Origin of the sequence: Bradyrhizobium sp. HKCCYLR20261 (genome assembly GCF_051168435.1) — a bacterium.
Lineage (GTDB): Bacteria > Pseudomonadota > Alphaproteobacteria > Rhizobiales > Xanthobacteraceae > Bradyrhizobium.
Genome location: NZ_JBNPUZ010000031.1, coordinates 1 through 21,763 on the forward strand (window position 1 = coordinate 1; position 21,763 = coordinate 21,763).

21 protein-coding genes are annotated in these 21,763 nt (G+C 65.9%); 11 read left to right on the forward strand and 10 right to left on the reverse strand.

The window, feature by feature from the left end:
• Window positions 1-482 precede the first annotated feature (482 nt).
• On the reverse strand, window positions 483-2,075 hold the full coding sequence (locus ACQR1L_RS34390) for an ATP-binding protein (RefSeq protein ID WP_434862345.1): 1,593 nt from the start codon (window positions 2,073-2,075) through the stop codon (window positions 483-485).
• A 243-nt stretch (window positions 2,076-2,318) separates the two neighbouring features.
• On the opposite strand from ACQR1L_RS34390, the gene ACQR1L_RS34395 reads away from it, so the two are divergent.
• Window positions 2,319-4,448 (forward strand): phosphocholine-specific phospholipase C, encoded by a 2,130-nt coding sequence (locus ACQR1L_RS34395; RefSeq protein ID WP_434862346.1) that lies wholly within the window; start codon window positions 2,319-2,321, stop codon window positions 4,446-4,448.
• A 48-nt stretch (window positions 4,449-4,496) separates the two neighbouring features.
• On the opposite strand, the gene ACQR1L_RS34400 is transcribed toward ACQR1L_RS34395, so the two are convergent.
• The gene (locus tag ACQR1L_RS34400; RefSeq protein WP_434862347.1) at window positions 4,497-6,008 is read right to left on the reverse strand and encodes a helicase HerA domain-containing protein; all 1,512 of its coding nucleotides are present in this window, start codon (window positions 6,006-6,008) and stop codon (window positions 4,497-4,499) included.
• Window positions 6,009-6,236: 228 nt separating this feature from the next.
• Between ACQR1L_RS34400 and ACQR1L_RS34405 the strand changes: the two genes are divergently transcribed.
• Together ACQR1L_RS34405 and ACQR1L_RS34410 are read left to right on the forward strand one after the other, a co-directional pair.
• Window positions 6,237-7,715 carry a sensor histidine kinase gene (locus ACQR1L_RS34405; RefSeq protein ID WP_434862348.1) on the forward strand — a complete coding sequence of 493 codons (1,479 nt, stop codon included), beginning with the start codon at window positions 6,237-6,239 and terminating at the stop codon, window positions 7,713-7,715.
• Window positions 7,708-8,091, forward strand: a complete 384-nt coding sequence (locus ACQR1L_RS34410; protein ID WP_434862349.1) for a response regulator — start codon at window positions 7,708-7,710, stop codon at window positions 8,089-8,091. Before ACQR1L_RS34405 ends, ACQR1L_RS34410 begins: the two co-directional genes overlap by 8 nt.
• Before the next feature lie 41 nt (window positions 8,092-8,132).
• On the opposite strand, the gene ACQR1L_RS34415 is transcribed toward ACQR1L_RS34410, so the two are convergent.
• Together ACQR1L_RS34415 and ACQR1L_RS34420 are read right to left on the reverse strand one after the other, a co-directional pair.
• Window positions 8,133-8,975, reverse strand: coding sequence for an AAA family ATPase (locus tag ACQR1L_RS34415; protein WP_008964954.1), 843 nt, complete (start codon window positions 8,973-8,975; stop codon window positions 8,133-8,135).
• An 89-nt stretch (window positions 8,976-9,064) separates the two neighbouring features.
• Complete coding sequence (locus ACQR1L_RS34420) at window positions 9,065-9,310, reverse strand: GlsB/YeaQ/YmgE family stress response membrane protein (RefSeq protein WP_434862350.1); 246 nt, start codon at window positions 9,308-9,310, stop codon at window positions 9,065-9,067.
• A 132-nt stretch (window positions 9,311-9,442) separates the two neighbouring features.
• On the opposite strand from ACQR1L_RS34420, the gene ACQR1L_RS34425 reads away from it, so the two are divergent.
• The 3 genes from ACQR1L_RS34425 (at window position 9,443) to sseA (ending at window position 12,158) form a co-directional block, all read left to right on the forward strand.
• The gene (locus tag ACQR1L_RS34425) at window positions 9,443-10,618 is read left to right on the forward strand and encodes a vWA domain-containing protein (protein ID WP_434862351.1); all 1,176 of its coding nucleotides are present in this window, start codon (window positions 9,443-9,445) and stop codon (window positions 10,616-10,618) included.
• Window positions 10,619-10,777: 159 nt separating this feature from the next.
• Entirely contained in the window at window positions 10,778-11,191 is a 414-nt protein-coding gene (locus ACQR1L_RS34430; RefSeq protein ID WP_434862352.1) for a rhodanese-like domain-containing protein, read from the forward strand.
• 109 nt (window positions 11,192-11,300) lie between these two features.
• Entirely contained in the window at window positions 11,301-12,158 is an 858-nt protein-coding gene (gene sseA / locus ACQR1L_RS34435; protein WP_434862353.1) for a 3-mercaptopyruvate sulfurtransferase, read from the forward strand.
• A gap of 13 nt (window positions 12,159-12,171) precedes the next feature.
• Here sseA and ACQR1L_RS34440 read toward each other — a convergent pair whose 3' ends face one another.
• Window positions 12,172-13,182, reverse strand: coding sequence for a hypothetical protein (locus ACQR1L_RS34440; RefSeq protein ID WP_434862354.1), 1,011 nt, complete (start codon window positions 13,180-13,182; stop codon window positions 12,172-12,174).
• A 365-nt stretch (window positions 13,183-13,547) separates the two neighbouring features.
• On the opposite strand from ACQR1L_RS34440, the gene ACQR1L_RS34445 reads away from it, so the two are divergent.
• Complete coding sequence (locus ACQR1L_RS34445; protein WP_434862355.1) at window positions 13,548-14,756, forward strand: L,D-transpeptidase family protein; 1,209 nt, start codon at window positions 13,548-13,550, stop codon at window positions 14,754-14,756.
• A 64-nt stretch (window positions 14,757-14,820) separates the two neighbouring features.
• Here ACQR1L_RS34445 and ACQR1L_RS34450 read toward each other — a convergent pair whose 3' ends face one another.
• Window positions 14,821-15,783: a D-2-hydroxyacid dehydrogenase family protein gene (locus ACQR1L_RS34450; protein ID WP_434862356.1), complete on the reverse strand. Its 963-nt coding sequence runs from the start codon at window positions 15,781-15,783 to the stop codon at window positions 14,821-14,823.
• Window positions 15,784-15,892: 109 nt separating this feature from the next.
• Window positions 15,893-16,111 (reverse strand): hypothetical protein, encoded by a 219-nt coding sequence (locus ACQR1L_RS34455; RefSeq protein WP_434862357.1) that lies wholly within the window; start codon window positions 16,109-16,111, stop codon window positions 15,893-15,895.
• A gap of 303 nt (window positions 16,112-16,414) precedes the next feature.
• Here ACQR1L_RS34455 and ettA point away from each other — a divergent pair, with 303 nt between their 5' ends.
• The 4 genes from ettA (at window position 16,415) to ACQR1L_RS34475 (ending at window position 20,329) form a co-directional block, all read left to right on the forward strand.
• Complete coding sequence (ettA, locus tag ACQR1L_RS34460; protein WP_434862358.1) at window positions 16,415-18,064, forward strand: energy-dependent translational throttle protein EttA; 1,650 nt, start codon at window positions 16,415-16,417, stop codon at window positions 18,062-18,064.
• 141 nt (window positions 18,065-18,205) lie between these two features.
• Complete coding sequence (locus ACQR1L_RS34465; protein WP_434862359.1) at window positions 18,206-18,787, forward strand: TIGR00645 family protein; 582 nt, start codon at window positions 18,206-18,208, stop codon at window positions 18,785-18,787.
• Between the two features lie 57 nt (window positions 18,788-18,844).
• A complete protein-coding gene (locus ACQR1L_RS34470; RefSeq protein WP_434862360.1) occupies window positions 18,845-19,087 on the forward strand; it encodes a hypothetical protein in 243 nt (80 codons plus the stop codon).
• Window positions 19,088-19,105: 18 nt separating this feature from the next.
• On the forward strand, window positions 19,106-20,329 hold the full coding sequence (locus ACQR1L_RS34475) for a lytic murein transglycosylase (RefSeq protein ID WP_434862381.1): 1,224 nt from the start codon (window positions 19,106-19,108) through the stop codon (window positions 20,327-20,329).
• A gap of 81 nt (window positions 20,330-20,410) precedes the next feature.
• On the opposite strand, the gene ACQR1L_RS34480 is transcribed toward ACQR1L_RS34475, so the two are convergent.
• From ACQR1L_RS34480 to ACQR1L_RS34490, 3 genes are all read right to left on the reverse strand, one after another.
• On the reverse strand, window positions 20,411-20,692 hold the full coding sequence (locus tag ACQR1L_RS34480; protein WP_006615582.1) for a hypothetical protein: 282 nt from the start codon (window positions 20,690-20,692) through the stop codon (window positions 20,411-20,413).
• 217 nt (window positions 20,693-20,909) lie between these two features.
• Window positions 20,910-21,251, reverse strand: coding sequence for a hypothetical protein (locus tag ACQR1L_RS34485; RefSeq protein ID WP_434862361.1), 342 nt, complete (start codon window positions 21,249-21,251; stop codon window positions 20,910-20,912).
• 18 nt (window positions 21,252-21,269) lie between these two features.
• Window positions 21,270-21,620, reverse strand: coding sequence for a hypothetical protein (locus ACQR1L_RS34490; protein WP_434862362.1), 351 nt, complete (start codon window positions 21,618-21,620; stop codon window positions 21,270-21,272).
• Window positions 21,621-21,763: the final 143 nt, after the last annotated feature.

Sequence of the window (21,763 nt, forward strand, 5' to 3'; positions counted from 1 at the left end):
CGGCTGTACTCGTGGTGACTGCCGCCTGCTTATCTTTCTGCAGGCGGGCCACGGGCCTCAGCCGAGGTCCGGCCTTCTCCGCGCCCTCTCTTATTTCGGAGGGACATGAGCGATGCATGCCTCGGGCACGATGTGCCGCGGGACTGCAATCCCGCGTCTTATGAGTTGGCACGGTCCCCAACCAAGCCCACCACTGTCGTCCCGGACAAGCGCGCTCCCGACACGCGCAAGCATTGTTCGGCAAGCGCGCGCCGATCCGGGACCCATAACCCCAGGGAGCTGTTCGAGGCACGATGGCCGCTCCATCCCGCCCAGCCACACCTGCTACGGCGTATGGATCCCGGGTCGGCGTCCGCCCCCGCTTCGCAGGGCCGGACTTGCCCGGGATGACGCTGAGGGTGTGGCCGGCCTATGCGTCCCAAAACCGCACGGGAGCGGGGCGCGTCGTGACGAGGAGACGCGCGGCTCCATCACGGTCGCCCTCACGCCTCCAGCGCGGTCCTGATCATGCGGGCGAGATCGGCGCTGAGATATGGCTTGGCGAGCAGCAGCACATCGGCGTCGAGCCGGCCATGATGCACGATGGCATTCTCGGTGTAGCCCGACGTGTACAGCACCTTCAGCCCGGGCCGCCGCTTCTCGGCTTCGATCGCGAGCTGGCGGCCGTTCTTGCCGCCGGGGATGATGACGTCGGTGAACAACAGGTCGACCCGCTCGTCGCTGTCGATGATCGCGAGCCCCTCGGCGGCGTTGCTCGCCGACAGCGTGCGATAGCCGAGCCGGCGCACCTGGGCGATGACGTAGTCGCGCACCAGCGCGTCGTCCTCGACGATCAGGATGGTCTCGTCGCCACGCGGCACGGCTGGCCGCTCGACGTCGGCGGCCGGCAGCTCCGGCGCGCTCGCCGCGCGCGGCAGATAGAGCTTCACCGTCGTGCCGTGGCCCTGCTCGCTGTAGATCTTGACGTGGCCGTTGGACTGCTTGACGAAGCCATAGACCATGCTGAGCCCGAGGCCCGAGCCCTTGCCGACGTCCTTGGTGGTGAAGAACGGCTCGAACACCTTGTCGAGCAGCGAGGCCGGAATGCCTTCGCCGGTGTCGCTGACCGCGATCATGATGTAGTGGCCGGGCCTCGCGTCGCGGTTCAGCCGCGCGTAGTGCTCGTCGAGCGTGACGTTCTTGGTCTCGAGCGTCAGCTTGCCGCCGTCCGGCATCGCGTCGCGCGCATTGAGCGCGAGGTTGAGGATGGCGGTCGAGAGCTGGCTCGGGTCGATCAGCGCCGGCGCGCTGTCATGCGCGAGCATCGACTCGATCTCGATCTGCTCGCCCAGCGTCGGGCGCAGCAGGCGTGCCGCATCGACCACGAGCCCATTGATGTCGGTAGAGCGCGGCTGCAGCGGCTGGCGGCGCGAAAAGGCGAGGAGATGCCGGGTGAGGTCGGCGCCGCGCTCGGCGGCGGCGCTGATCATGTCGGCGATGCCGGCGAGCTGCGGCTTGTCCTTGACCGCATCGGCGAGGATCTCGATCGTCCCGGTGATCACGGTCAGGATGTTGTTGAAATCGTGCGCGACGCCGCCGGTGAGCTGGCCGATCGCCTCCATCTTCTGCGCCTGGCGCACCTGGGCCTCGTTGGCCTCGATCTCCTGGAAACGCCGCACCATCGCCTCGGCGGCCTGGCGCTGCCGGATTTCTTCCTCCAATCGTTCATAGGCCTTCTGCAGCACGATGCGAGTCGGCTGCACCAGGATTTTGCGCAGCATCCTGATCATGCTGACAATGACCACGACCGAGATCACGGCGAGCAGGGCGTAAAGAAGACTCTCGAATCGTGCGTCCGACACCCAGAGATCGAGAATCGCGAGCAGACGCGTGAGCCCGTACAGCGCCACGAACACACCGAGCGCCGCCAGGGCGCCGCGGAACATGACCTCATTCCAGCGCCGCAACAGATACAGGCCGATGACGATGGAGACCGTGAAGAAGGCGCAGGCGATGAGCGCGTTGGACACGACATACAGCCAGAACCATCCCGGCGCCTCCGGCAGGCCCGCCGCTTGCACCGTCAATGTCGGCATTTGCAAACCATCCTCAAGAAGGCAACGCGTCAATCCTGGCGCCACGCGGGCCGCCCGTTGTCTCAAACCGAAAGGATCATTCAGCTTTTCGTCCCTCGCGCAAGGGCATTGGCGGCTCGGCCGAACGCCATTCCCAACTCCGCTGTCAAGCCCGTGCCACACATCCTTAACCGCCCGGTCACGCGGCTGTTAACGCCGCCACCTAAGCCGCTCGGCACCTTCGTCACTTCGGGAGTGAAAGAGATGTCGAACACGATCGCGCACAACCGGCGCGAGTTCCTGCGCCTGCTCGGAGCTTCGGCCGCCACCGCGGCGCTCAGCCAGAGCATCGAGCGCGCGCACGCCATTCCGGCGTTCAATCGTCACGGCAGCATCGAGGACGTCAAGCACATCGTCGTGCTGATGCAGGAGAACCGCGCGTTCGATCATTATTTCGGCGCAATGCGTGGCGTGCGCGGCTTCAACGACCCGCGCGCCGTGAAGCTGCCGAACGGCAATCCGGTCTGGCAGCAGCCGAACGGCACGGGATCGGTGATGCCGTTCCGCGTCGACAATGCCGGCCAGGTCTATGTCGAGGACGTCGCGCACGGCTGGAACGACGGCCAGAAGGCCTGGAACAACGGCAACTACGACAAGTGGATCGCCAACAAGGGCACCACGACGATGACCTGCATGAACCGGCAGGATCTGCCCTGGCACTACGCACTCGCCGACGCCTTCACGATCTGCGATCAGTATTTCTGCTCGGTGATGGGACCGACCGATCCGAACCGCTATTATCTGTGGACCGGCTGGGACGGCAATGACGGCAAGAATGGCGGCCCGGTCATCACCAACGCCGAGGCCGGCTATGACTGGACCACGTTCCCGGAGCGGCTGGAGAAGGCCGGCATCTCCTGGAAGGTCTATCAGGACATCGGCACCGGGCTGAATGCTGCCGGCTTCTGGGGCTGGACGCAGAATCCCTGGATCGGCAATTACGGCGACAACTCGCTGCTGTATTTCCATCAGTACCAGAACTCGCAGCCGGGCAGCCCGCTGTATGAGAAGGCGCTGCGCGGCAGCAACATCGCCAAGGGCGGCACCTTCGAGAACCTGTTCGATGGTCTGCGCAACGACGTCCGCAACGGCACACTGCCGCAGGTGTCGTGGATCGCGGCGCCGGAGGCGTTCAGCGAGCATCCGAACTGGCTGCCGGGTCCGGGTGCCTGGTACATCTCCAAGGTGCTGGACATCCTCACCTCGAATCCCGAGCTGTGGAGCAAGACGGTGCTGCTCATCAACTACGATGAGGGCGGCGGCTTCTTCGATCACGTGGTCGGCCCGTATCCGGCGATGTCGCAGGCGTATGGACAGTCCACCGTCGACGTCAGCACCGACCTGTTCGCCGGCGATGCCAATCACCTTGCTGGCCCGTATGGCCTCGGTGTGCGCGTGCCGATGATGGTGGTGTCACCGTGGTCGCGCGGCGGCTATGTGTGCTCTGAGGTCTTCGACCACACCTCGGTGATCCGCTTCATCGAGCAGCGTTTCCATCGCCATGCCAAGGATCTGTTCGAGACCAACATCCCGGCCTGGCGTCGCGCTGTGTGTGGCGATCTCACCTCGGCGTTCAACTTCACCTCGCCGAACGAAGGTCTCGCGCCGCTGCCGAGCACGGCGGGCTTCAAGCCGCCGGCCTCCGACATCACCTCCGGCGCTCGCTTCGACGACTATCACCCGGTGCCGCCGGCCAAGCAGGTGCTGCCGCAGCAGGAGCCCGGCATCCGTCCGGCGCGCGCGCTGCCGTATGACCTGCGCGTCGACGGCGATGCGGATGCCGCGCATAAGAAGTTCGGCATCCGCTTCGTTAATCCGGGGCAGGCGGGCGTCTGCTTCCACGTGCGTTCCGGCAACACCGCGACCGGTCCGTGGAGCTACACGGTCGAGGCCGGCAAGTCGCTGAACGGCGTGTGGGATCTTGCCGCCAGCGCCGGCCAGTATGACCTGTCGGTGTACGGCCCGAACGGCTTCTACCGGCACTTCAAGGGCGGCGTTGTTTCGACCGCGGCGCTGGTCGACGTCGACACCGTTCACATGTGCGACTGGGATGAGGGAGACGACGCCCGCAGCCTCGCGGTGGCGCTCACCAACAAAGGCGCGAGCTGCGTGGTCACGCTGACCGACAACTATTCGGGACGCAGCGAGCGGCATCGCCTGCAGCGCGGCCAGCGGCTGGAGACCAAGGTGCGGCTGCGCCAGACCCACGGCTGGTACGACCTGACGGTGACGGCGGACAGCGACGCCAATTTCAACTGGCAGCTCGCGGGCCATGTCGAGAACGGCCGGCCTAGCATCAGCGATCCGGCGATGGGCAAGATCGCCGCGAGCTGATCGCGGACAACAGCAACGCGATGCGCCCGGAGCGATCCGGGCGCATCGTCAGGACGAAGAGGTGACGAGCGATTGATCGGCGTCGTCGGCGTTGGGATCACCGGGCGCGGTGGCCCAGGCAAGTTCGACCAGGGTCACGATACGGCGGCCGGCGCCATCGAGCTGGCAGACGATCAGGCCCTGGTCCTCGATATAGGTGAGCAGCCGCTGCGCCCGGCGCAGCGAGTGCGAACCGTAGGCGCGCGCGATCGCGGCGTCGCTCGGGCAGGGGCGGCCGTCCTTGGCCGCGCGGGCGAGCATCATGAACACGCCCTGCATGTCCTCAGGGAGCAGCGAGGCGCGCAGGGTGACGTCCTGCCAGCCGGCGTCGTCGGAGGCCGCGTCGCCGCCGAGGCCAGCGCGGGCGCGGGTGAGCATGCGGCGGAATTCGTTGAGGTCGGGCACGGCCGTGCCCAGCCCCTCGATGCGGCAGCGGACGACGAATTCCTGATAGAGCACGCCGACGGCACGGAAGCCGGCATCGGGCTCGGCCAGCACCGCGCGCAGCACGCGCTCGACGCGGGCGCGGCGCTCGGCGAGCTCCTCCTCGCTGATTTCGGGCGGCGGCGGCTCGGGACGAAACTCCAGCGCGGCGGACTTCGCCGCCATCAGCTGGTCGAGCAGCTCGGGCTGCGGCTTGCGCTGCGGCCGCGGGTTGGCCTCGGGCGGCGGTGCGGCGAGGATGACCGAACGGGCGTCCTCCAGCGAGGCTTCCGGCAGCGGCATCAGCCGCGGCGTCGCATTGCGCGGCTTGGTGTCGGTCGGGCCGATGCGCAGGCCGAGCGGACGGCGCGACAAAGCGGGGCCGAGCGCCATGAACTGGCCGCGCTCGAGATCGCGGAAGGCTTCCGCCTGGCGGCGCTCCATGCCGAGCAGGTCGGCGGCGCGCGCCATGTCGATGTCGAGGAAGGTACGGCCCATCAGGAAGTTCGAGGCCTCGGCCGCGACGTTCTTGGCGAGCTTCGCCAGCCGCTGCGTTGCGATCACCCCCGCCAGCCCGCGCTTGCGGCCGCGGCACATCAGATTGGTCATCGCGCCGAGCGAGGCCTTGCGCGCCTCGTCGGACACTTCGCCGGCGACGGCGGGCGCGAACAGCTGGGCCTCGTCGACGACGACGAGCATCGGGTACCAATGGTCGCGCGAGATCTCGAACAGGCCGTTGAGAAACGCCGCCGCCCGCCGCATCTGGTTCTCGGCGTCGAGCCCTTCGAGGTTGAGTACGGTGGAGACGCGGTGGATCCGCGCCCGCTCGCCGGCGACTTGAAGGGCGCGCTCGGTGTGGTCCTCGGCCTCGATGACGAGATGGCCGAATCGCTCGGCGAGCGTAACGAAATCGCCTTCGGGATCGATGATGGTCTGCTGCACCCAGGGCGCGCTCTGCTCCAGCAGCCGGCGCAGCAGATGCGACTTGCCGGAGCCGGAATTGCCCTGCACGAGCAGGCGGGTCGCCAGCAGTTCTTCGAGGTCCAGGGCCGCAGGCGATCCCGCCGTCGTCTGCCCCATCTCGATCGCAACCGTCATGTGCCCCGACTCAAACCCGCGTCCCGCAGAGGGTGGCGCTTAACAAGCCCGGACCGATGCGTCGAGCCTTCGTGCGGGCTTGTCCCAGATTCAGCATCGGCTGTGGATGATTTCTGCAGGGAACTCCGAGGCTGCGGCGGGTCGGTCGAAGCCGCGGTCGACAGGAAACGCCCGGCGCTTGGCGCATGCTCGGGTTTCACGATACGATGCCGAAAAAAGGGGCAGCAAGTGAACGAGCATTCGGACGCCGTGCGCGCGGACACGCAGATGCTCGCGCTCCAGGCCGACGTCGTGCAGGGCGCCGATGCGATGGCGCGACTGCGCGCCAGCGAGGAGCGTTTCCGCGCCTTCGTGACCGCGAGCTTCGATGTCGTCTATTGCATGAGCCCGGACTGGAGCGAGATGCGCTTTCTCCGAGGCAAGGATTTCATCGCCGATACCATGACCCCGAGCCGGCGCTGGCTCGCGAAGTACATCCCGTCCGAGCACCAGCCGCAGGTGCTGGACGCCGTCGGCAGGGCCATTGTGACGAAGAGCGTGTTCGAGCTGGAGCACCGTGTCATCAGGGTCGACGGAACGCTCGGCTGGGCGCATTCGCGTGCCGTGCCGATGATGAGTGGCGATGGCGTCGTCCTCGAATGGTTCGGCGCGGCCCGCGACATCACCGAAAAGAAGCTGGCCGAAGAGGAATTGCGCAAGAGCGAGGAGCGGCTGCGCAGCGCGGTCGAGGTCGGGCGGCTCGGTCTGTGGGATTGGAACGTCAGGACCGGCGAGGTTTATTGGTCGGACGAGCATTTCCGCATGGAAGGCTATGGCGTCGGCGAAGTGCCCCCGAGCTACGAAGCCTGGACGGCGCGGCTTCATCCGGAGGATCGAGCGGCAACGGAAGCGGCGGTGCGGCGGGCGATGGAGCTGCGCGAGGACTATGCGCGCGAGTTTCGCGTCATTCATCCGAACGGGACGCTGCGCTGGCTGTATGGCCGCGGCCGCTTCTTCTACGACGAGGCCGGACGGGCAATCCGCATGACCGGCGCGATGATCGACGTCACCGAGCGGCGCGAGTGGGAGGAGCGGCAGACGGTGCTGGTGGCCGAGCTGCAGCATCGCACCCGTAACCTGCTTGGCGTCGTGCGTTCGATGGCCGACAAGACGGCGCGCGCCAGCGCCGATCTCGCCGATTTCCGCACGCGCTTCCGTGACCGGCTGGACACGCTGTCGCGTGTCCAGGGCCTGCTGTCGCGCCTCAAGGAGCAGGACCGGGTCACGTTCGACGATCTGATCCGCAGCGAGCTGTCGGCGGTCGCCGGCACGTCCGAGCGCGTCACACTGGCCGGGCCGCCGGGTGTGCGATTGCGATCATCTACAGTGCAGATGCTTGCGATGGCGCTGCATGAGCTCGCCACCAACGCCGTCAAATATGGCGCGCTGGCGCAGCCGTCCGGCCGGCTCGGAGTGGTTTGGTCGCTGGAGCGGAACGGCGCGGACAACAGGCCCTGGCTGCACATCGATTGGCGGGAGAGCGACGTCGACATGCCGCCCCCTGGCGTCCTGTCCGTCGGCACGGGACAGGGCCGCGAGCTGATCGAGCAGGCCTTGCCCTATCAGCTCAATGCCAGGACCTCGTTCGGGTTCACGCCCGACGGCGTCAGCTGCACGATTTCGCTTCCCGTGTCTTTCACCACGCCGGAGCTCGAGGACCATGCCTGAACGTCCGCTGCGTGACCGTCACATCCTCATCGTCGAGGACGAATACATGCTGGCCGACGAGCTCAGGCGCGAGCTCGGCGGTGCCGGCGCAACGGTTCTGGGACCGGTCGGAACTGTTGCGGAAGCGCTGGTGCTCGCGAACAGCCAGGCGAGGATCGATGGTGCCGTGCTCGACGTGAATCTGCGTGGCGAGATGGCGTTTCCGGTCGCGGACTTGCTGGTTGAGCGCGGCGTGCCCTTCGTGTTCACGACGGGCTACGATGAATCGATCATCCCCGACCGGTTCGCGGAGATTCTCCGCTACGAGAAGCCGATTGCAGTCGAGGGGCTCATCGGTGCGCTCGGACGCATGGCCGAAACCGGGGCGCGACAATGACGCGCCCGCGGCACGGACCTGCCGGGCGGGAGGCGGAGGCCCTACACCTCGCGCCGGCTGAGGAAGGCGAGCCGCTCGAACAGATGCACGTCCTGCTCGTTCTTGAGGAGGGCGCCGTGCAGCGGAGGGATCAGCTTGCGCGGATCGCGCTCACGAAGCTGCTCGGGGCCGATGTCCTCGTTCAGCAGCAGCTTGAGCCAGTCGAGCAGCTCCGACGTCGACGGCTTCTTCTTCAGGCCGGGCACGTCGCGCACTTCGAAGAAGATACGCAGGGCTTCCTCGACCAGCCGCTTCTTGATGTTCGGGAAATGCACGTCGACGATGCGGCCCATCGTGTCGGCATCGGGGAACTTGATGTAGTGGAAGAAGCAGCGCCGCAGGAACGCGTCCGGCAGCTCCTTCTCGTTGTTCGAGGTGATGATGACGATCGGGCGCAGCTTCGCCTTGATGGTCTCGTTGGTCTCGTAGACGTGGAACTCCATCCGGTCGAGCTCGAGCAGGAGATCGTTCGGAAATTCGATGTCGGCCTTGTCGATCTCGTCGATCAGGAGCACGGGGCGCTGCTCGGCGGTGAAGGCTTCCCAGAGCTTGCCGCGCTTGATGTAGTTCTTGATGTCGGACACGCGGCTATCGCCGAGCTGGCTGTCGCGCAGCCGCGACACCGCGTCGTATTCGTAGAGGCCCTGCTGCGCCTTGGTGGTCGACTTGATGTGCCAGGTGAGCAGCGGCGCGTTGACGGCCTTGGCGACTTCCTCGGCCAGCACGGTCTTGCCAGTCCCGGGCTCGCCCTTCACCAGCAGCGGGCGCTCGAGCACGATCGCCGCGTTGACGGCCACTTTGAGGTCGTCGGTGGCGACGTAGTCCTGGGTCCCGGTAAATTTCATCGCGCCTCGCTTGTCGGTCGAACTTGTGTTGAGTGGCTACGCCGCGGCAGCGGCTTTGAGATGATGGCTGCCATCGGAAGGAGAAATAATCAAGCGCGCCTGATCAGCGAGAGGATCACGAGCACGATGACGGCGCCGATGGTGGCGTCCAAAATCGCACCCAAGGTGCCGCTGGCGAGCGCGATGTGCAGCGCAGGCAGCACGTAGCTTGCGACCAGGGCGCCGATGATGCCGATCACCATATTGCCGATCAGGCCGAAACCGGCGCCGCGAACGATTAATCCGGCCAGCCAGCCCGCGATGGCACCGATGATCAGCGCTGCAATGATACCCATGAAAACCCCTATTCCATCCGTGGTTCCTGGGATTGTAGAGCAAAAAGCCGCCCGGTCCAGACTGGCCGCAGCGGCAGCCCTTGACGCGCCCTGGCCCTTGACGCGCCCTCCGGGCCGCGCGATCTAATGGGCATGTTCCTGCAATTCTTCACAGCGCTGCGCGACGCGCAGGTCCCGGTCTCCTTGCGTGAATATCTCACGCTGATGGAGGCCATCGACGCCGATCTCGCCGAGCATTCGGTCGAGAACTTCTACTATCTGTCGCGCACCGCGCTGGTGAAGGACGAACGCAATCTCGACAAGTTCGATCGCGTCTTCGGCACCGTGTTCAAGGGATTGGAAAATCTCCTGGATGCGATGGAGAAGGCTGAAATTCCCGAGGAATGGCTGCGCAAGCTGGCCGAGAAGTATCTCACCGAGGAAGAGAAGAAAGAGATCGAGGCCATGGGCTGGGACAAGCTCATGGAGACCTTGAAGAAGCGGCTGGAAGAGCAGAAGGGCCGTCATCAGGGCGGCAACAAGTGGATCGGCACGGCAGGGACCTCGCCGTTCGGCGCCTATGGCTACAACCCCGAAGGCGTCCGGATCGGCCAGGACAAGAACCGCAACAACCGCGCCGTGAAGGTGTGGGACCGCCGCGAGTTCAAGGATCTCGACGGCAATGTCGAGCTCGGCATCCGCAACATCAAGGTCGCGCTGCGGCGCCTGCGCAAGTTCGCCCGCACCGGCGCGCCGGACGAGCTCGATCTCGACACCACCATCCGCGAGACCGCCAATCACGGCTATCTCGACGTGCACATGCGTCCCGAGCGGCGGAATGCGGTGAAGGTGCTAGTGTTCTTCGACATCGGCGGCTCGATGGATTCGCACGTCGCCCAGGTCGAGGAATTGTTCTCGGCGGCCAAGAGCGAATTCAAGCACATGGAATATTTCTACTTCCACAACTGCCTCTATGAGGGCGTGTGGAAGCAGAACAAGCGGCGCTTCACCGACCGCACGCCGACCTGGGACGTGCTCCATAAATATCCGCACGACTACAAGGTCGTGTTCGTGGGCGACGCCTCGATGAGCCCTTACGAGATCATGGTGCCCGGCGGCTCGGTCGAGCACGTCAACGAGGAGCCGGGCTCGGTGTGGCTCGACCGCGTGATCCGCACCTATCCGCACACGGTGTGGCTCAATCCGGTGGCGCAGAAGCATTGGGACTATTCGGAGTCCACCACCATCATCCGCCGCATCTTTTCCGAGCGCATGTATCCGATCACGATCGAGGGGCTGGAGTCGGCGATGAAGGAACTGGTGCGCTAGAACGGCCCCGTCATTCCGGGACGGTCGCACCAGCGATCGAACCCGGAATCTCGAGGTTTGTTCGATTAGCTCTGGATTCCGGGTTCGGTCCTGCGGGCCGCCCCGGAATGACGCTGAGCAATACGACGCTCTGCAATAGCGGGGCAGGGAGGTTCGAGAATGCCCCAGACCATCACCCGCGGCATCAAAACGCTGCTCGACGAAGCCAATGCCGAGATCGAGACGCTCTCCGCGGCTGAGGCGATGGAGGCGGCCAAGCGCGACGACGTCGTGATCGTCGACATCCGCGATCCCCGCGAGATCGAGCGCGAGGGCAGGATTCCCGGCGCATTCTCCTGCACGCGCGGCATGCTGGAGTTCTGGATCGATCCGCAGAGCCCCTACGCCAAGCCGATCTTCCAAGAGGACAAGACGTTCATCTTCCATTGCGCCGGCGGCCTGCGCTCGGCACTGGCCGCCAAGACCGCCAAGGATATGGGGCTCAAGCCCGTGGCTCACATCGGTGGCGGTTTTGCCGCCTGGCGCGAGGCGGGCGGGCCAGTCGAGGCCTGGGCGCCGAAGAAAAAGGATTGAACCCAACTCGTCACACGCGGGCTTGACCCGCGTGTCCATCGCCTGAAGAGATGGACCGCCGGATCAAGTCCGGCGATGACGACTGAACTCGACGCCTGGAGTGCTGCAGATGACCGTCCCCAATGACCCGCTCGTCACCACCGACTGGCTTGCGGCCCGTCTCGGCGATCCCAAGGTCAAGGTGCTCGACGCGACCTTCAAGATGCCGGGCGTGCTGCCTTTGCCGAAGGACGATTATCTGAAGGCGCACATTCCCGGCGCGGTGTTCTTCGATGTCGACGAGGTCTCCGACCATTCCAATCCGCTGCCGCACATGTATCCGAGCGCGGAGCAGTTCGGCCGGGACGCCGCGCGGCTCGGTGTCAGCAACGGCGATACGGTCGTGGTCTACGATGCCGGCGGCTGGGTCGCCGCCCCGCGCGCCTGGTGGATGTTCCTGTCGTTCGGCCACGCGGATGTGCGCGTGCTCGATGGCGGTTTGAAGAAGTGGGTTGCCGAGGGGCGCCCCGTGGATGGCGGACAGGTCACGCCGGCCGCGGGCAGCTATCGCGCGACCTTTGACGCCGCGCGCGTGCGCCGGATCGAGCAGATGGTTGCCAACCTCGCAGGCCATGCCGAGCAGGTGATCGATGCACGCCAGGCGCCGCGCTTTGCCGGCGAGGTCGCCGAGCCGAGGCCCGGCCTGCGCTCGGGTCACATTCCGGGCAGCCGCAATCTGCCGTATGCGGAGCTGTTCGACGCCGCCACCGGCGTGATGAAGCCGCTCGAGTATCTGCGCAGAGCGTTCAACGCTGCGGGCGTCGACCTGGCGAGGCCGATCGTCACCTCCTGCGGCTCTGGCGTCTCCGCGGCGGTGTTGACATTGGCGCTCTACCGGCTCGGCATTCGCGACACCGCGCTCTATGACGGCTCCTGGTCGGAATGGGGCGTCGAGAACGGGCCGCCCGTCGCGACCGGCCCGGCCTGACCGGCGCCGGCTCCTATCGGGAGCGCGGCGCGGCCGCCTGGGTCATGCCCTGGGCCTGACCGAAGGGCTGCTGCTCGAACGGGTTGGGGAAGGCCTGGGGTTGCTGCTGCTGGGCTGCAGCCTGGCGGGCGGCCCGGACGCGCTGGGCATAGCGACGCTGCTTGGCACGCTTGGCGGCCAGTTGCTTCTCGCGGGCCTGCCGCTTCTTCAGGACGCTCCGCCGCAACTGAACGCTGGCGATTTTGACCGAAGCGCGATGCTCGCCGGCCGCGGGGCGCTCCTGGTGGATGGGCTGTTCGCCGAGTGCCGCCAGCTTGGCTGCGATCGGATCGAGCGCCACCGGTGCCGGGGCAGGCGCCGGCAGAGCCGGAGTCGCGATGGCGGTATCTGCGCTCGCGACGACTTGCAGCCCGGACGCAGGCGCGGCTGGGGTGGCCGAAGGCTCGCTGGTGGAGGACGCCACGACCGGTGCTGGATTCGAAGCGGTCGCTTCCGGAGCCATGTCCATCTTGGGCTTGTCGGTCGCCTTCTCGACGACGACCGTGCTCGCCATATCGGCGCTGCCAATTTCAGGTTTCACGCTGCCGGTGCCATCGCTCAGCGCCGCGACGGTCTGGCTCGGGATCACGACACGGCTCGTGTCGACCAGGTCAGCCGGCAGAGAGGGGGTCGGCAAGGCCGGCGGCTCGACGGCGGCCGCTGTCTCGATCTTCTCCGTCACCGGAGCATCGGATGCCGCGGCGCTCAGCGGCTCGGCTGCGGCCTGCGGCGCGTCGATGGGGCTCGCGGCTGAAGCGAGCGGGGCTGCGGGGCTGGGCTCGACCCGTAGCACGGCGAGAACCGGCGGTGGCTCCGCCGGTGGCAGGAAGGTGGTGAAGCCGGATGCCTGGGTCGAGCGCCAGGACGAGTTGCTGGCAAACTGTTCATGAGCGGCGCGCAACAGAGCTGCAGCACCCATGCCGAAAACGGTGAGAGAGATCGAACAGAGGATCGCGGCGACGAGGAAACGAAAGCCGGGAAGCATCGACGGAAAACTCTCCGTCACGGCAGCAGGACTGCCGAGACCTTCGAGCCAGTAGGGAACGCGGTGATCACAGGGAATGGCCGCGTTCGCGACGGTGCCGGCTTCTGCCGTGCATCGCGAATCAGGCTGAAGTCAGAATACCGAAAGCGTTCCCGCTCGCTCGTCAAATCGCGGCATCGATGCGGCCATCCGGAGCTTGGCTGCACTTTTTCGGCGGCGTGAGACTTCCGTGCAACGACGGTGGTGTGATCACAATTTGCCGAAATGGCACCGCGTCGGCCGGAATTGTCTTGAATGCGCCGCTATCTTCGGCCATCTGGCGGAGCAAAGGTCCCAATCGGCGGCTTGGGGATACTGCAAGGGCGATGATGATCAGACACATTCTGACGGTTTGCGCGGTCGCAGCGGCGGGCGCGGCGGCGACTTCGTTCGCCGAGGCACAGCAGGTCTATCAGACTGCACCGGGAGCCTACTCGCCCGCGCCGACTCCTTACCCGACCGACGCGCGCGGACATAACCCGGATTTCGATGCGCTGGACGACGAGGACGCGCCCGGCAACTCCGCCGCGCTGCCGCCGCCCGGACCGGTGATCTCGCCGGACGATCCGCGCTATGGACGGCCTGCCAGCGGACCCGTGTATGGGACCGCCGCTCCAACCGGCCCTGTTCTCTCACCGGATGACCCCCGCTACGGGCGTCCGGCCAATGCTCCGGTTTATAGCGCGGCGCCGACCGGCCCGGTGATGTCTCCGGATGATCCGCGTTACGGTCGACCAGCAGGGCCTCCCCCGGTGATCTACGGGGATCGCCCGGCCTCATCGCAGCAGGCCTATGGCGGCGATGCCGGCGCACTGCGTCCTCCGGGCGCGGTCGGCGGCGCCTCGTCCGTTCCGGGAACGGCCCAGGCTCCGGCCGGCGATCGGCCGATGACGGTGGCGGCTTTGCCGCCGGAAGAGCAGCCGGATGCAGCGCCCGCGCCGCTGCCGGCCAACCTGCGTCGCCAGGAAGTCGACTTCGTCACCAAGGAGCCGCCGGGCACGATCGTCGTCGACACCCCGAACACCTATCTCTACCTGGTGCTCGGCAACGGCCGGGCGATGCGCTACGGCGTCCGCGTCGGCCGTGAAGGTTTCACCTGGACCGGCGTGCAGAAGATCACCAAGAAGACCGAGTGGCCGGATTGGTATCCGCCGAGCGAGATGATCGAGCGCCAGCCCTATCTGCCGCGCTTCATGGCCGGTGGTCCGGGTAACCCGCTGGGCGCCCGCGCGATGTATCTGGGCTCGACCGTGTATCGCATCCACGGCACCAACCAGCCCTCGACGATCGGCAAGTTCGTGTCCTCCGGCTGCATCGGCATGCTGAACGAGGATGTTTCGGATCTGTTCGAGCGCGTCAAGGTCGGCACCCGCGTCGTGGTCATGCCGGGCGGCGCGCCGGCGGGATCGAACAAGAACATGGCTGCCGCCGCCAACGGTGCGCCTGCGCCGGCCCCCGTCCAGGCCCAGGCCAATGTCCCGGCCGCCCAGCCGGCGACGATGCAGCCGCTGCCTCCGCCGGTGACCATCCGCTGAGCAGCGGCGATCGATGGCTTCGAAACACCCTCCTCGCGGAGGGTGTTTTCGTTTCGGAGGGGGGTCAGGCGAGCCGGCGTGGCGGCTCGGCCCCACCGAGCCAAGTGGCGATGCACTCGACCATCTGGCCGTAATGGGCGCGGAAGCTTTCCTCCGTGACGTAGCCGAGATGCGGCGTCAGCACGACGTTGTCGAGCCTGCGCAGGGGATGCGTGACCGGCAGCGGCTCGACTGTGAACACGTCGAGCGCGGCACCCGCGATGCGCTTCTCGCGGAGGGCGCGCAGCAGCGCGGGCTCATCGATGATGGGAGCCCGGGAGGTGTTGACCAGATAGGCGGATGGCTTCATCCGCCCGATGTCGGCGGCCCCGACCAGTCCGCGTGAGCGCTCGCTCAGCACGACGTGGATGGTGATGATGTCGGCCGTCGCGAACAGCTCCTCCTTGCTCGCGTAGCCGACGCCGGCGTCCTGACAGCGCTCCGGCGTGAGATTGGGGCTCCAGGCGATCACCTTCATGCCGAACGCCTGGGCGAGCCCGGCAACCTTGCCGCCGAGCTTGCCGAGCCCGATCACGCCGAGCGTCTTGCCCTCGATCTCGACCCCGCCCAGCGACTGCCAGGGCTGGCCGGCATGCATCCGCGCATTCTCCTGGCCGATCCGGCGGGTCAGTTCCAGGATCAGGCCCATGGTGAGAGGAGCGGTCGGGTCGCGGCCATATTGGGTGCCGCAGATCACGACGCCGCGCGCCTTGGCGGCCTCCATGTCGATCGCGGCATTGCGCATGCCCGAAGTGATCAGGAGCTTCAGCTTGGGGAGCCGGTCGATCAGCGTGCGCGGGAATGGCGTCCGTTCGCGCATCGCGCAGACGACGTCGAATTCGGCCAGCGCGCTGGCGGCCGTATCCTCGCTGTCGAACGGATGGGTGAAGGCCGTGACATCGACCTTGTCGGCCAGCCGGGGCCAGTCCGCCAGAGACAGGGCCGTATCGTAATAGTCGTCGAGAATTGCACAGCGCAGCCGCGTCATCGGTCCGGATCCATTCGGGCAGGGAACGGCGACGTGAGACCGTCGCCAGCGAATGGATGGCATCGTTGCGCGCAAAGCGCGGGCGGCGCAAGCCGCGCGCCGGTCAAGATCAGTCGAGATCAGCCTTGAGGCGGAACGCTGCGTCGCTGCCGTATTTCGCGCGCCAGGCGGGGCCCGGACCGCGCATGTAGTGCAGTTCCGGCCGATACGGATTGAAGGCCCGGGCGACGAATTCGCGCCAGAAAGCCCTGACGTCGGCGAGGAGACCGGATCGGCTCTGGCGTTCTGCCACCGCGGCGGACAGTGAAACTGACGTAAGGGTTGCCATGACGGGCTCTCGCTGTTGTCGGTCGCGGCTTGTGCCGCTTGGGCGCGCGGTTCTTGCGGGCCGAGACCGAGTGTCCCGCCGAATTAATTAAAAGATGGTTGCAATTGTCGTGATCGACCGCACACATGGTGAGGAAACCGTAGTCGTCCGTGAGCGCTGGGTCTGCGCCGGGCGGATACGACCCGGGATTGTCCCGGCAATTGTTCCGCTTGAGGTGGGCTCTCCGGTTGCCCTTTGGTGACCGCACGGCTACATCAGCGGCAACCATTTTCCGAAATTTCAGCCGGTTTTGAGGGACACGCGATGGCGCGCCAGTTCGTCTACTTCATGCAGGGTCTGTCCAAGACCTACCCGACCCGCAAGGTGCTCGATAACATCCACCTGTCGTTCTATCCCGACGCCAAGATCGGCGTGCTCGGCGTCAACGGCTCGGGCAAGTCGACCCTGCTCAAGATCATGGCAGGGATCGACAAGGACTACACCGGCGAGGCCTGGGTCGCGGACGGCGCGCGTGTCGGCTATCTGGAGCAGGAGCCGCAGCTCGATCCCAAGCTCACGGTGCGCGAGAACGTCATGCTCGGCGTCGGCAAGCAGAAGGCCATCCTCGATCGCTACAATGAGCTGGCGATGAACTACTCCGAGGAAACCGCCGATGAGATGACCAAGCTGCAGGACGAGATCGAGGCCCACGGCCTGTGGGATCTCGACAGCAAGGTCGACCAGGCGATGGACGCGTTGCGGTGCCCGCCCGACGACGCCGATGTGAGCAAGCTGTCCGGCGGTGAGCGCCGCCGCGTCGCGTTGTGCCGCCTGCTGCTCGACCAGCCCGACCTGCTGCTGCTGGACGAGCCGACCAACCATCTCGACGCCGAATCGGTGTCCTGGCTCGAGGGCCATTTGCGCAACTATCCCGGCGCGATCCTGATCGTCACCCACGACCGCTACTTCCTCGACAACGTCACCAGCTGGATCCTCGAGCTCGATCGCGGCCGCGGCATTCCCTACGAGGGCAACTACTCGTCATGGCTGCAGCAGAAGCAGAAGCGGCTGGAGCAGGAGGGCCGCGAGGAGGCCGCGCACCAGCGCACGCTGGCGCGCGAGCAGGAGTGGATCGCGGCCTCGCCGAAGGCGCGCCAGGCCAAGTCGAAGGCGCGCTATCAGCGCTATGAGGAGCTGCTCAAGAAGGCCAGCGAGAAGCAGACCCAGACCGCGCAGATCATCATTCCCGTCGCCGAGCGGCTCGGCCAGAACGTCGTCGACTTCGAAGGTCTCTCGAAGAGCTTCGGCGATCGCGTGCTGATCGACAATCTTACCTTCAAGCTGCCGCCGGGCGGCATCGTCGGCGTGATCGGCCCGAACGGCGCCGGCAAGACCACGCTGTTCCGCATGATCACCGGCCAGGAGAAGCCCGACGCCGGCACCATCACCGTCGGCGAGACCGTCCATCTCGGCTATGTCGACCAGTCGCGCGATGCGCTCGACGGCAACAAGACCGTGTGGGAGGAGATCTCCGGCGGCAACGAGCTGATCCTGCTCGGCAAGAAGGAAGTGAACTCGCGCGGCTATTGCTCGTCGTTCAACTTCAAGGGCGCCGACCAGCAGAAGAAGGTCGGGGCGCTCTCCGGCGGTGAGCGCAACCGCGTGCATCTCGCCAAGATGTTGAAGTCCGGCGCCAACGTCCTGCTGCTCGACGAGCCGACCAACGATCTCGACGTCGATACGCTGCGGGCTCTGGAAGAGGCGCTGGAGGATTTCGCCGGCTGCGCCGTCATCATCAGCCACGATCGCTGGTTCCTTGACCGCATCGCGACCCACATGCTGGCCTTCGAGGGCGACAGCCATGTCGAATGGTTTGAGGGCAACTTCCAGGACTACGAGAAGGACAAGATGCGCCGGCTCGGCCAGGACAGCGTGATCCCGCATCGGGTCAAGTACAAGAAGCTGACCCGCTGATCTCCATGACGAGGCGCGACGCTGTCTTTGCTCCGGGACAAAGCGTCGCGCCCGCGTTGCGACCAGTTGTCGCTTCCGCGTGCTATGCGATGGCGTAGATAGACGTTCCGCCATCCATCCTAGCCTGCGAGATTCCCGATCATGTCTTCCCCTGACGCGTCCCTGTCCTCCAAGGGCGGCGCGCTGCGCCCGATTCCCATGCTGATCTTCGGCTCGCGCTGGCTGCAGCTGCCGCTCTATGTCGGCTTGATCATCGCGCAGGGCGTCTATGTCGTGCTGTTTCTCAAGGAGCTCTGGCATCTGTTCGCCCACGCCTTCGATTTCTCCGAGCAGCAGATCATGCTCGCGGTACTCGGCCTGATCGACGTGGTCATGATCTCTAACCTGCTGGTGATGGTGATCGTCGGCGGCTACGAGACCTTCGTGTCCAGGCTCAATCTACAGGGCCATCCCGACGAGCCGGAATGGCTGAGCCACGTCAATGCCAGCGTGCTGAAGATCAAGCTGGCGATGGCGATCATCGGCATCTCCTCGATCCATCTGCTGCGCACCTTCATCGAAGCCGGTGCGCTGTCGTCGGGCAAGTCGACCTACACCGAGACCGGCGTGATGTGGCAGACCATCATCCACACGGTGTTCATCCTGTCGGCGATCGGCATCGCCATGGTCGACAAGCTGTCGAATGCCGCGATCGAGGAGGCGAAGCAGGCGGCGGGGCATTGAGGAGGGGAGCGCAAGTAGGTTGTTCACATTCTGTTCGCGGTGTGGTAGGCTTATGCCATGACCGAAGTGGAAAACATCGTCCTTGAACATCTGCGTCTTATCCGCGGGACGCTCGATTTGCTTCGCGAGGATGTCCGCGAGGTGAAGCAGCGCGTCGGTGGACTTGAGCGCGAAGTTGCCCACGTTCACGTTGAGCTCGGGCAGGTTCACGTTCGGATCGCCGAGCTTTCGGAGCGCGTTGATCGTGTTGGGGGACGTTTGGAGCGTGTAGAGAAGCGCCTCGAATTGACAGAAGCTTAGGCGGACGCCGCAGTGTTGTTGCGCACGCTCGTGGCTTTGCTTCTGCTCGCAGTTTCACCGTTCCTATCGGTCGCGTACGCCGCCGACCCCACCTTCACGCAATTCGTCGCCTCGCTCTGGCCAGAGGCCAAGGAGCAGGGGGTCTCGCGGGCAACGTTCGAACGCGAGACGCAGGGGCTGGAGCCCGACTACAAGCTCCCCGACCTGCTGCTGCCCGGCCGTCCCGCGACCGGTGCGCCGGCGCAGGCCGAGTTCGTGCAGGTCCCCGTCGACTACATCAAGGAAGCCTCGATCGCGCGGCTGGCCGCGCATGGCCAGCAACTGATTCAGCAATATCGTCCGGCGCTCGCCGAGATCGAGCGCCGCTTTGGCGTGCCCGGGCCGATCGTGCTCGCGATCTGGGGCCGCGAGACGGATTTCGGCCGTTACGCGCTGCCCTATGACGCGCTGCGCGTACTGGCGACGCAGGCCTATGTCGGCCGCCGCAAGGACCAGTACCGCACCGAGTTCATCATGGCGCTGAAGATGCTGAGCGACGGTGTGGTCTCGCGCCGCGATCTCCGGGCGTCATGGGGCGGTGCCGTCGGCCTGACCCAGTTCTTGCCGTCGGAGTACTACAAGCACGGCGTCGACCTCGACGGCGACGGCAAGGTCGATCTCTGGCGGTCGGTCCCCGATGCGCTGGGCTCCGCCGCGCAGCAGCTCGCCAACAAGGGCTGGCAACGCGGCGTGCGCTGGGCCTATGAGGTCAAGCCGCCGGCCAATGTCGACTGCACCATGGGCGTGCCCGAGGTGAAGAAGCCGATCGCGGATTGGCTGCGCGCGGGCTTCGTTCCCGTGCGAGGCCAGCGGCTCGGCGCGGCCGAGCAGCAGCAGCCGGCCTCGCTGCTGCAGCCCGAGGGCATCTACGGCCCGGCGTTCCTGACGACGGCGAACTACTTCGTCATCAAGGAATACAATTTCTCGGATTTGTATGTGCTGTTCGTCGGCCACCTCGCCGATCGCATGACCAGCCCCGCCGCCTTCGCGACGCCTTGGGCGGCCTCGAAGCAGCTGCGCAGCAAGGATGTCGAGGCGATGCAGAAGGGGCTGACGCGGCTCGGCCTCTATGGCGACAAGCTGGACGGCAAGGCCGGCATGCAGACACGCGCCGCGCTCGGCGCCTTTCAGAAGAGGGCGGGCCTGAAGCTGGATTGCTGGCCGAGCGCATCGGTCCTGCAGGCAATCGAGGCCGCGCGGTAGCGTGCCGACGATTTGCGCGAGTCCGGCAGCAAAAAGCCCGGCCTCGCGGCCGGGCTTTTCGAAGAGAAATGGTCGTCTGGCTCAGTAGCAGACGCGAACCGGGCGGGACACCCAGCCGTAGCCGTCCCAATAGCGCTCACGGCGCCACACGCACGGCGGCGGGGCCGGCGGGGGGGCTTCGACATAGACCGGACCGCCATAGGCCGGACGGCTGGAGGCAATCGCGCCACCGATCAGCGCGCCGCCGATCAGACCAGCCGCAACGCCCGCGCCGACGTCGCCGGCCTTCGCAGCAGGTGCAGTGACGCTCAGCGAACCTGCGATAGTCGCAACCGCGAGCACCGCGGTCAGGATCTTCTTCATGTTCCAAGATCTCCTGGAGAGCGCCCTCGGGGAGCGCCGGGTTGGTGATTCACGCACGATCAGGGCCATCAGCATCGCTGAGAAAACACGATAATCCGTCAACCCTTCGTAAACTCTGTCCGACCTGATGCGACGGAAAAACGGTTTTTTCTGGCCCTGCGGACAGCGGATTTTGCGTTTTCCGCCGCCGCTTCATGGAATTAATGTTGGTGAACGATCACTCGCACACGCGGACGCGGCGGATGCGCCAGCCATAACCATCCCAGAAGCGCTGGCGTTGCCAGTAGCAGGCGTAGCCGGGATCGGCCACATAGGCAGGGCCGCCTCCGTAATACGAGTATCCCGGGCCGTAGGAGTAGCCAGGGGAGTATGAGTACCCGGGGCCGTAGTAATAGGGATTGCTGCCGGCGGCGATCGCACCACCAATGAGCGCACCACCGATCAGGCCCGCTGCCACGCCGGCGGCAACGCGACCATTACGCGCTTCGGCCGGAGCAGGCGCCAGCGCTGCGCTCGACAGGGTCGCGACGGCGGCCAGGGCCGCGAGAGTCTTCTTCATGACCTTACCTCTTTCACTTCAGGTCGGCAGATGGCGCATCGGGTGATGCGGCACGTTTTCACATCCCGCTTGAATGATCAATGAACGGGCTCGTCCCATTGGACGACCCATAGATAGGATACGTTCAAATGCTGCATTGCACAAAATTTTCCTGCGGCTCGGACCAGTCATGACGCCGGCGATGGCTATCGCCGTGGCCGTTGGGCTGACATCGGCCTTGTGCTGGGTACTGCTGGTCAGATCCGATCGCCAGCAACCGCGCCGGCGCCGGTCATCTGACACCGCGACCTCCGACACGGCGACCTCATCGACCTCCGGCCAGGGCTTCAGCCTCGCCAGCTGGTTTTCGAATACCTCGGTCGACGCCATGGGCAACCCCATGGACAGCGGCGGCGATGGGGGAGGAAGCGATGGAGGTGGCGGGGACGGAGGAGGCGGCGACTAAGACCGCCGATGATCGCGAGCTTCAATTGCTGACGACTTTGATCTGCAGCAACGTCCTACTCTGAAAT

Coding starts and splice junctions, on each gene's coding strand:
- ACQR1L_RS34390 (WP_434862345.1), bottom strand. CDS start 2,075: ATGCCGACATTGACGGTGCAAGCGGCGGGCCTGCCGGAGGCGCCGGGA.
- ACQR1L_RS34395 (WP_434862346.1), top strand. CDS start 2,319: ATGTCGAACACGATCGCGCACAACCGGCGCGAGTTCCTGCGCCTGCTC.
- ACQR1L_RS34400 (WP_434862347.1), bottom strand. CDS start 6,008: ATGACGGTTGCGATCGAGATGGGGCAGACGACGGCGGGATCGCCTGCG.
- ACQR1L_RS34410 (WP_434862349.1), top strand. CDS start 7,708: ATGCCTGAACGTCCGCTGCGTGACCGTCACATCCTCATCGTCGAGGAC.
- ACQR1L_RS34415 (WP_008964954.1), bottom strand. CDS start 8,975: ATGAAATTTACCGGGACCCAGGACTACGTCGCCACCGACGACCTCAAA.
- ACQR1L_RS34420 (WP_434862350.1), bottom strand. CDS start 9,310: ATGGGTATCATTGCAGCGCTGATCATCGGTGCCATCGCGGGCTGGCTG.
- ACQR1L_RS34425 (WP_434862351.1), top strand. CDS start 9,443: ATGTTCCTGCAATTCTTCACAGCGCTGCGCGACGCGCAGGTCCCGGTC.
- ACQR1L_RS34430 (WP_434862352.1), top strand. CDS start 10,778: ATGCCCCAGACCATCACCCGCGGCATCAAAACGCTGCTCGACGAAGCC.
- sseA (WP_434862353.1), top strand. CDS start 11,301: ATGACCGTCCCCAATGACCCGCTCGTCACCACCGACTGGCTTGCGGCC.
- ACQR1L_RS34440 (WP_434862354.1), bottom strand. CDS start 13,182: ATGCTTCCCGGCTTTCGTTTCCTCGTCGCCGCGATCCTCTGTTCGATC.
- ACQR1L_RS34445 (WP_434862355.1), top strand. CDS start 13,548: ATGATGATCAGACACATTCTGACGGTTTGCGCGGTCGCAGCGGCGGGC.
- ACQR1L_RS34450 (WP_434862356.1), bottom strand. CDS start 15,783: ATGACGCGGCTGCGCTGTGCAATTCTCGACGACTATTACGATACGGCC.
- ACQR1L_RS34455 (WP_434862357.1), bottom strand. CDS start 16,111: ATGGCAACCCTTACGTCAGTTTCACTGTCCGCCGCGGTGGCAGAACGC.
- ettA (WP_434862358.1), top strand. CDS start 16,415: ATGGCGCGCCAGTTCGTCTACTTCATGCAGGGTCTGTCCAAGACCTAC.
- ACQR1L_RS34465 (WP_434862359.1), top strand. CDS start 18,206: ATGTCTTCCCCTGACGCGTCCCTGTCCTCCAAGGGCGGCGCGCTGCGC.
- ACQR1L_RS34470 (WP_434862360.1), top strand. CDS start 18,845: ATGACCGAAGTGGAAAACATCGTCCTTGAACATCTGCGTCTTATCCGC.
- ACQR1L_RS34480 (WP_006615582.1), bottom strand. CDS start 20,692: ATGAAGAAGATCCTGACCGCGGTGCTCGCGGTTGCGACTATCGCAGGT.
- ACQR1L_RS34485 (WP_434862361.1), bottom strand. CDS start 21,251: ATGAAGAAGACTCTCGCGGCCCTGGCCGCCGTCGCGACCCTGTCGAGC.
- ACQR1L_RS34490 (WP_434862362.1), bottom strand. CDS start 21,620: ATGGCGTCGACCGAGGTATTCGAAAACCAGCTGGCGAGGCTGAAGCCC.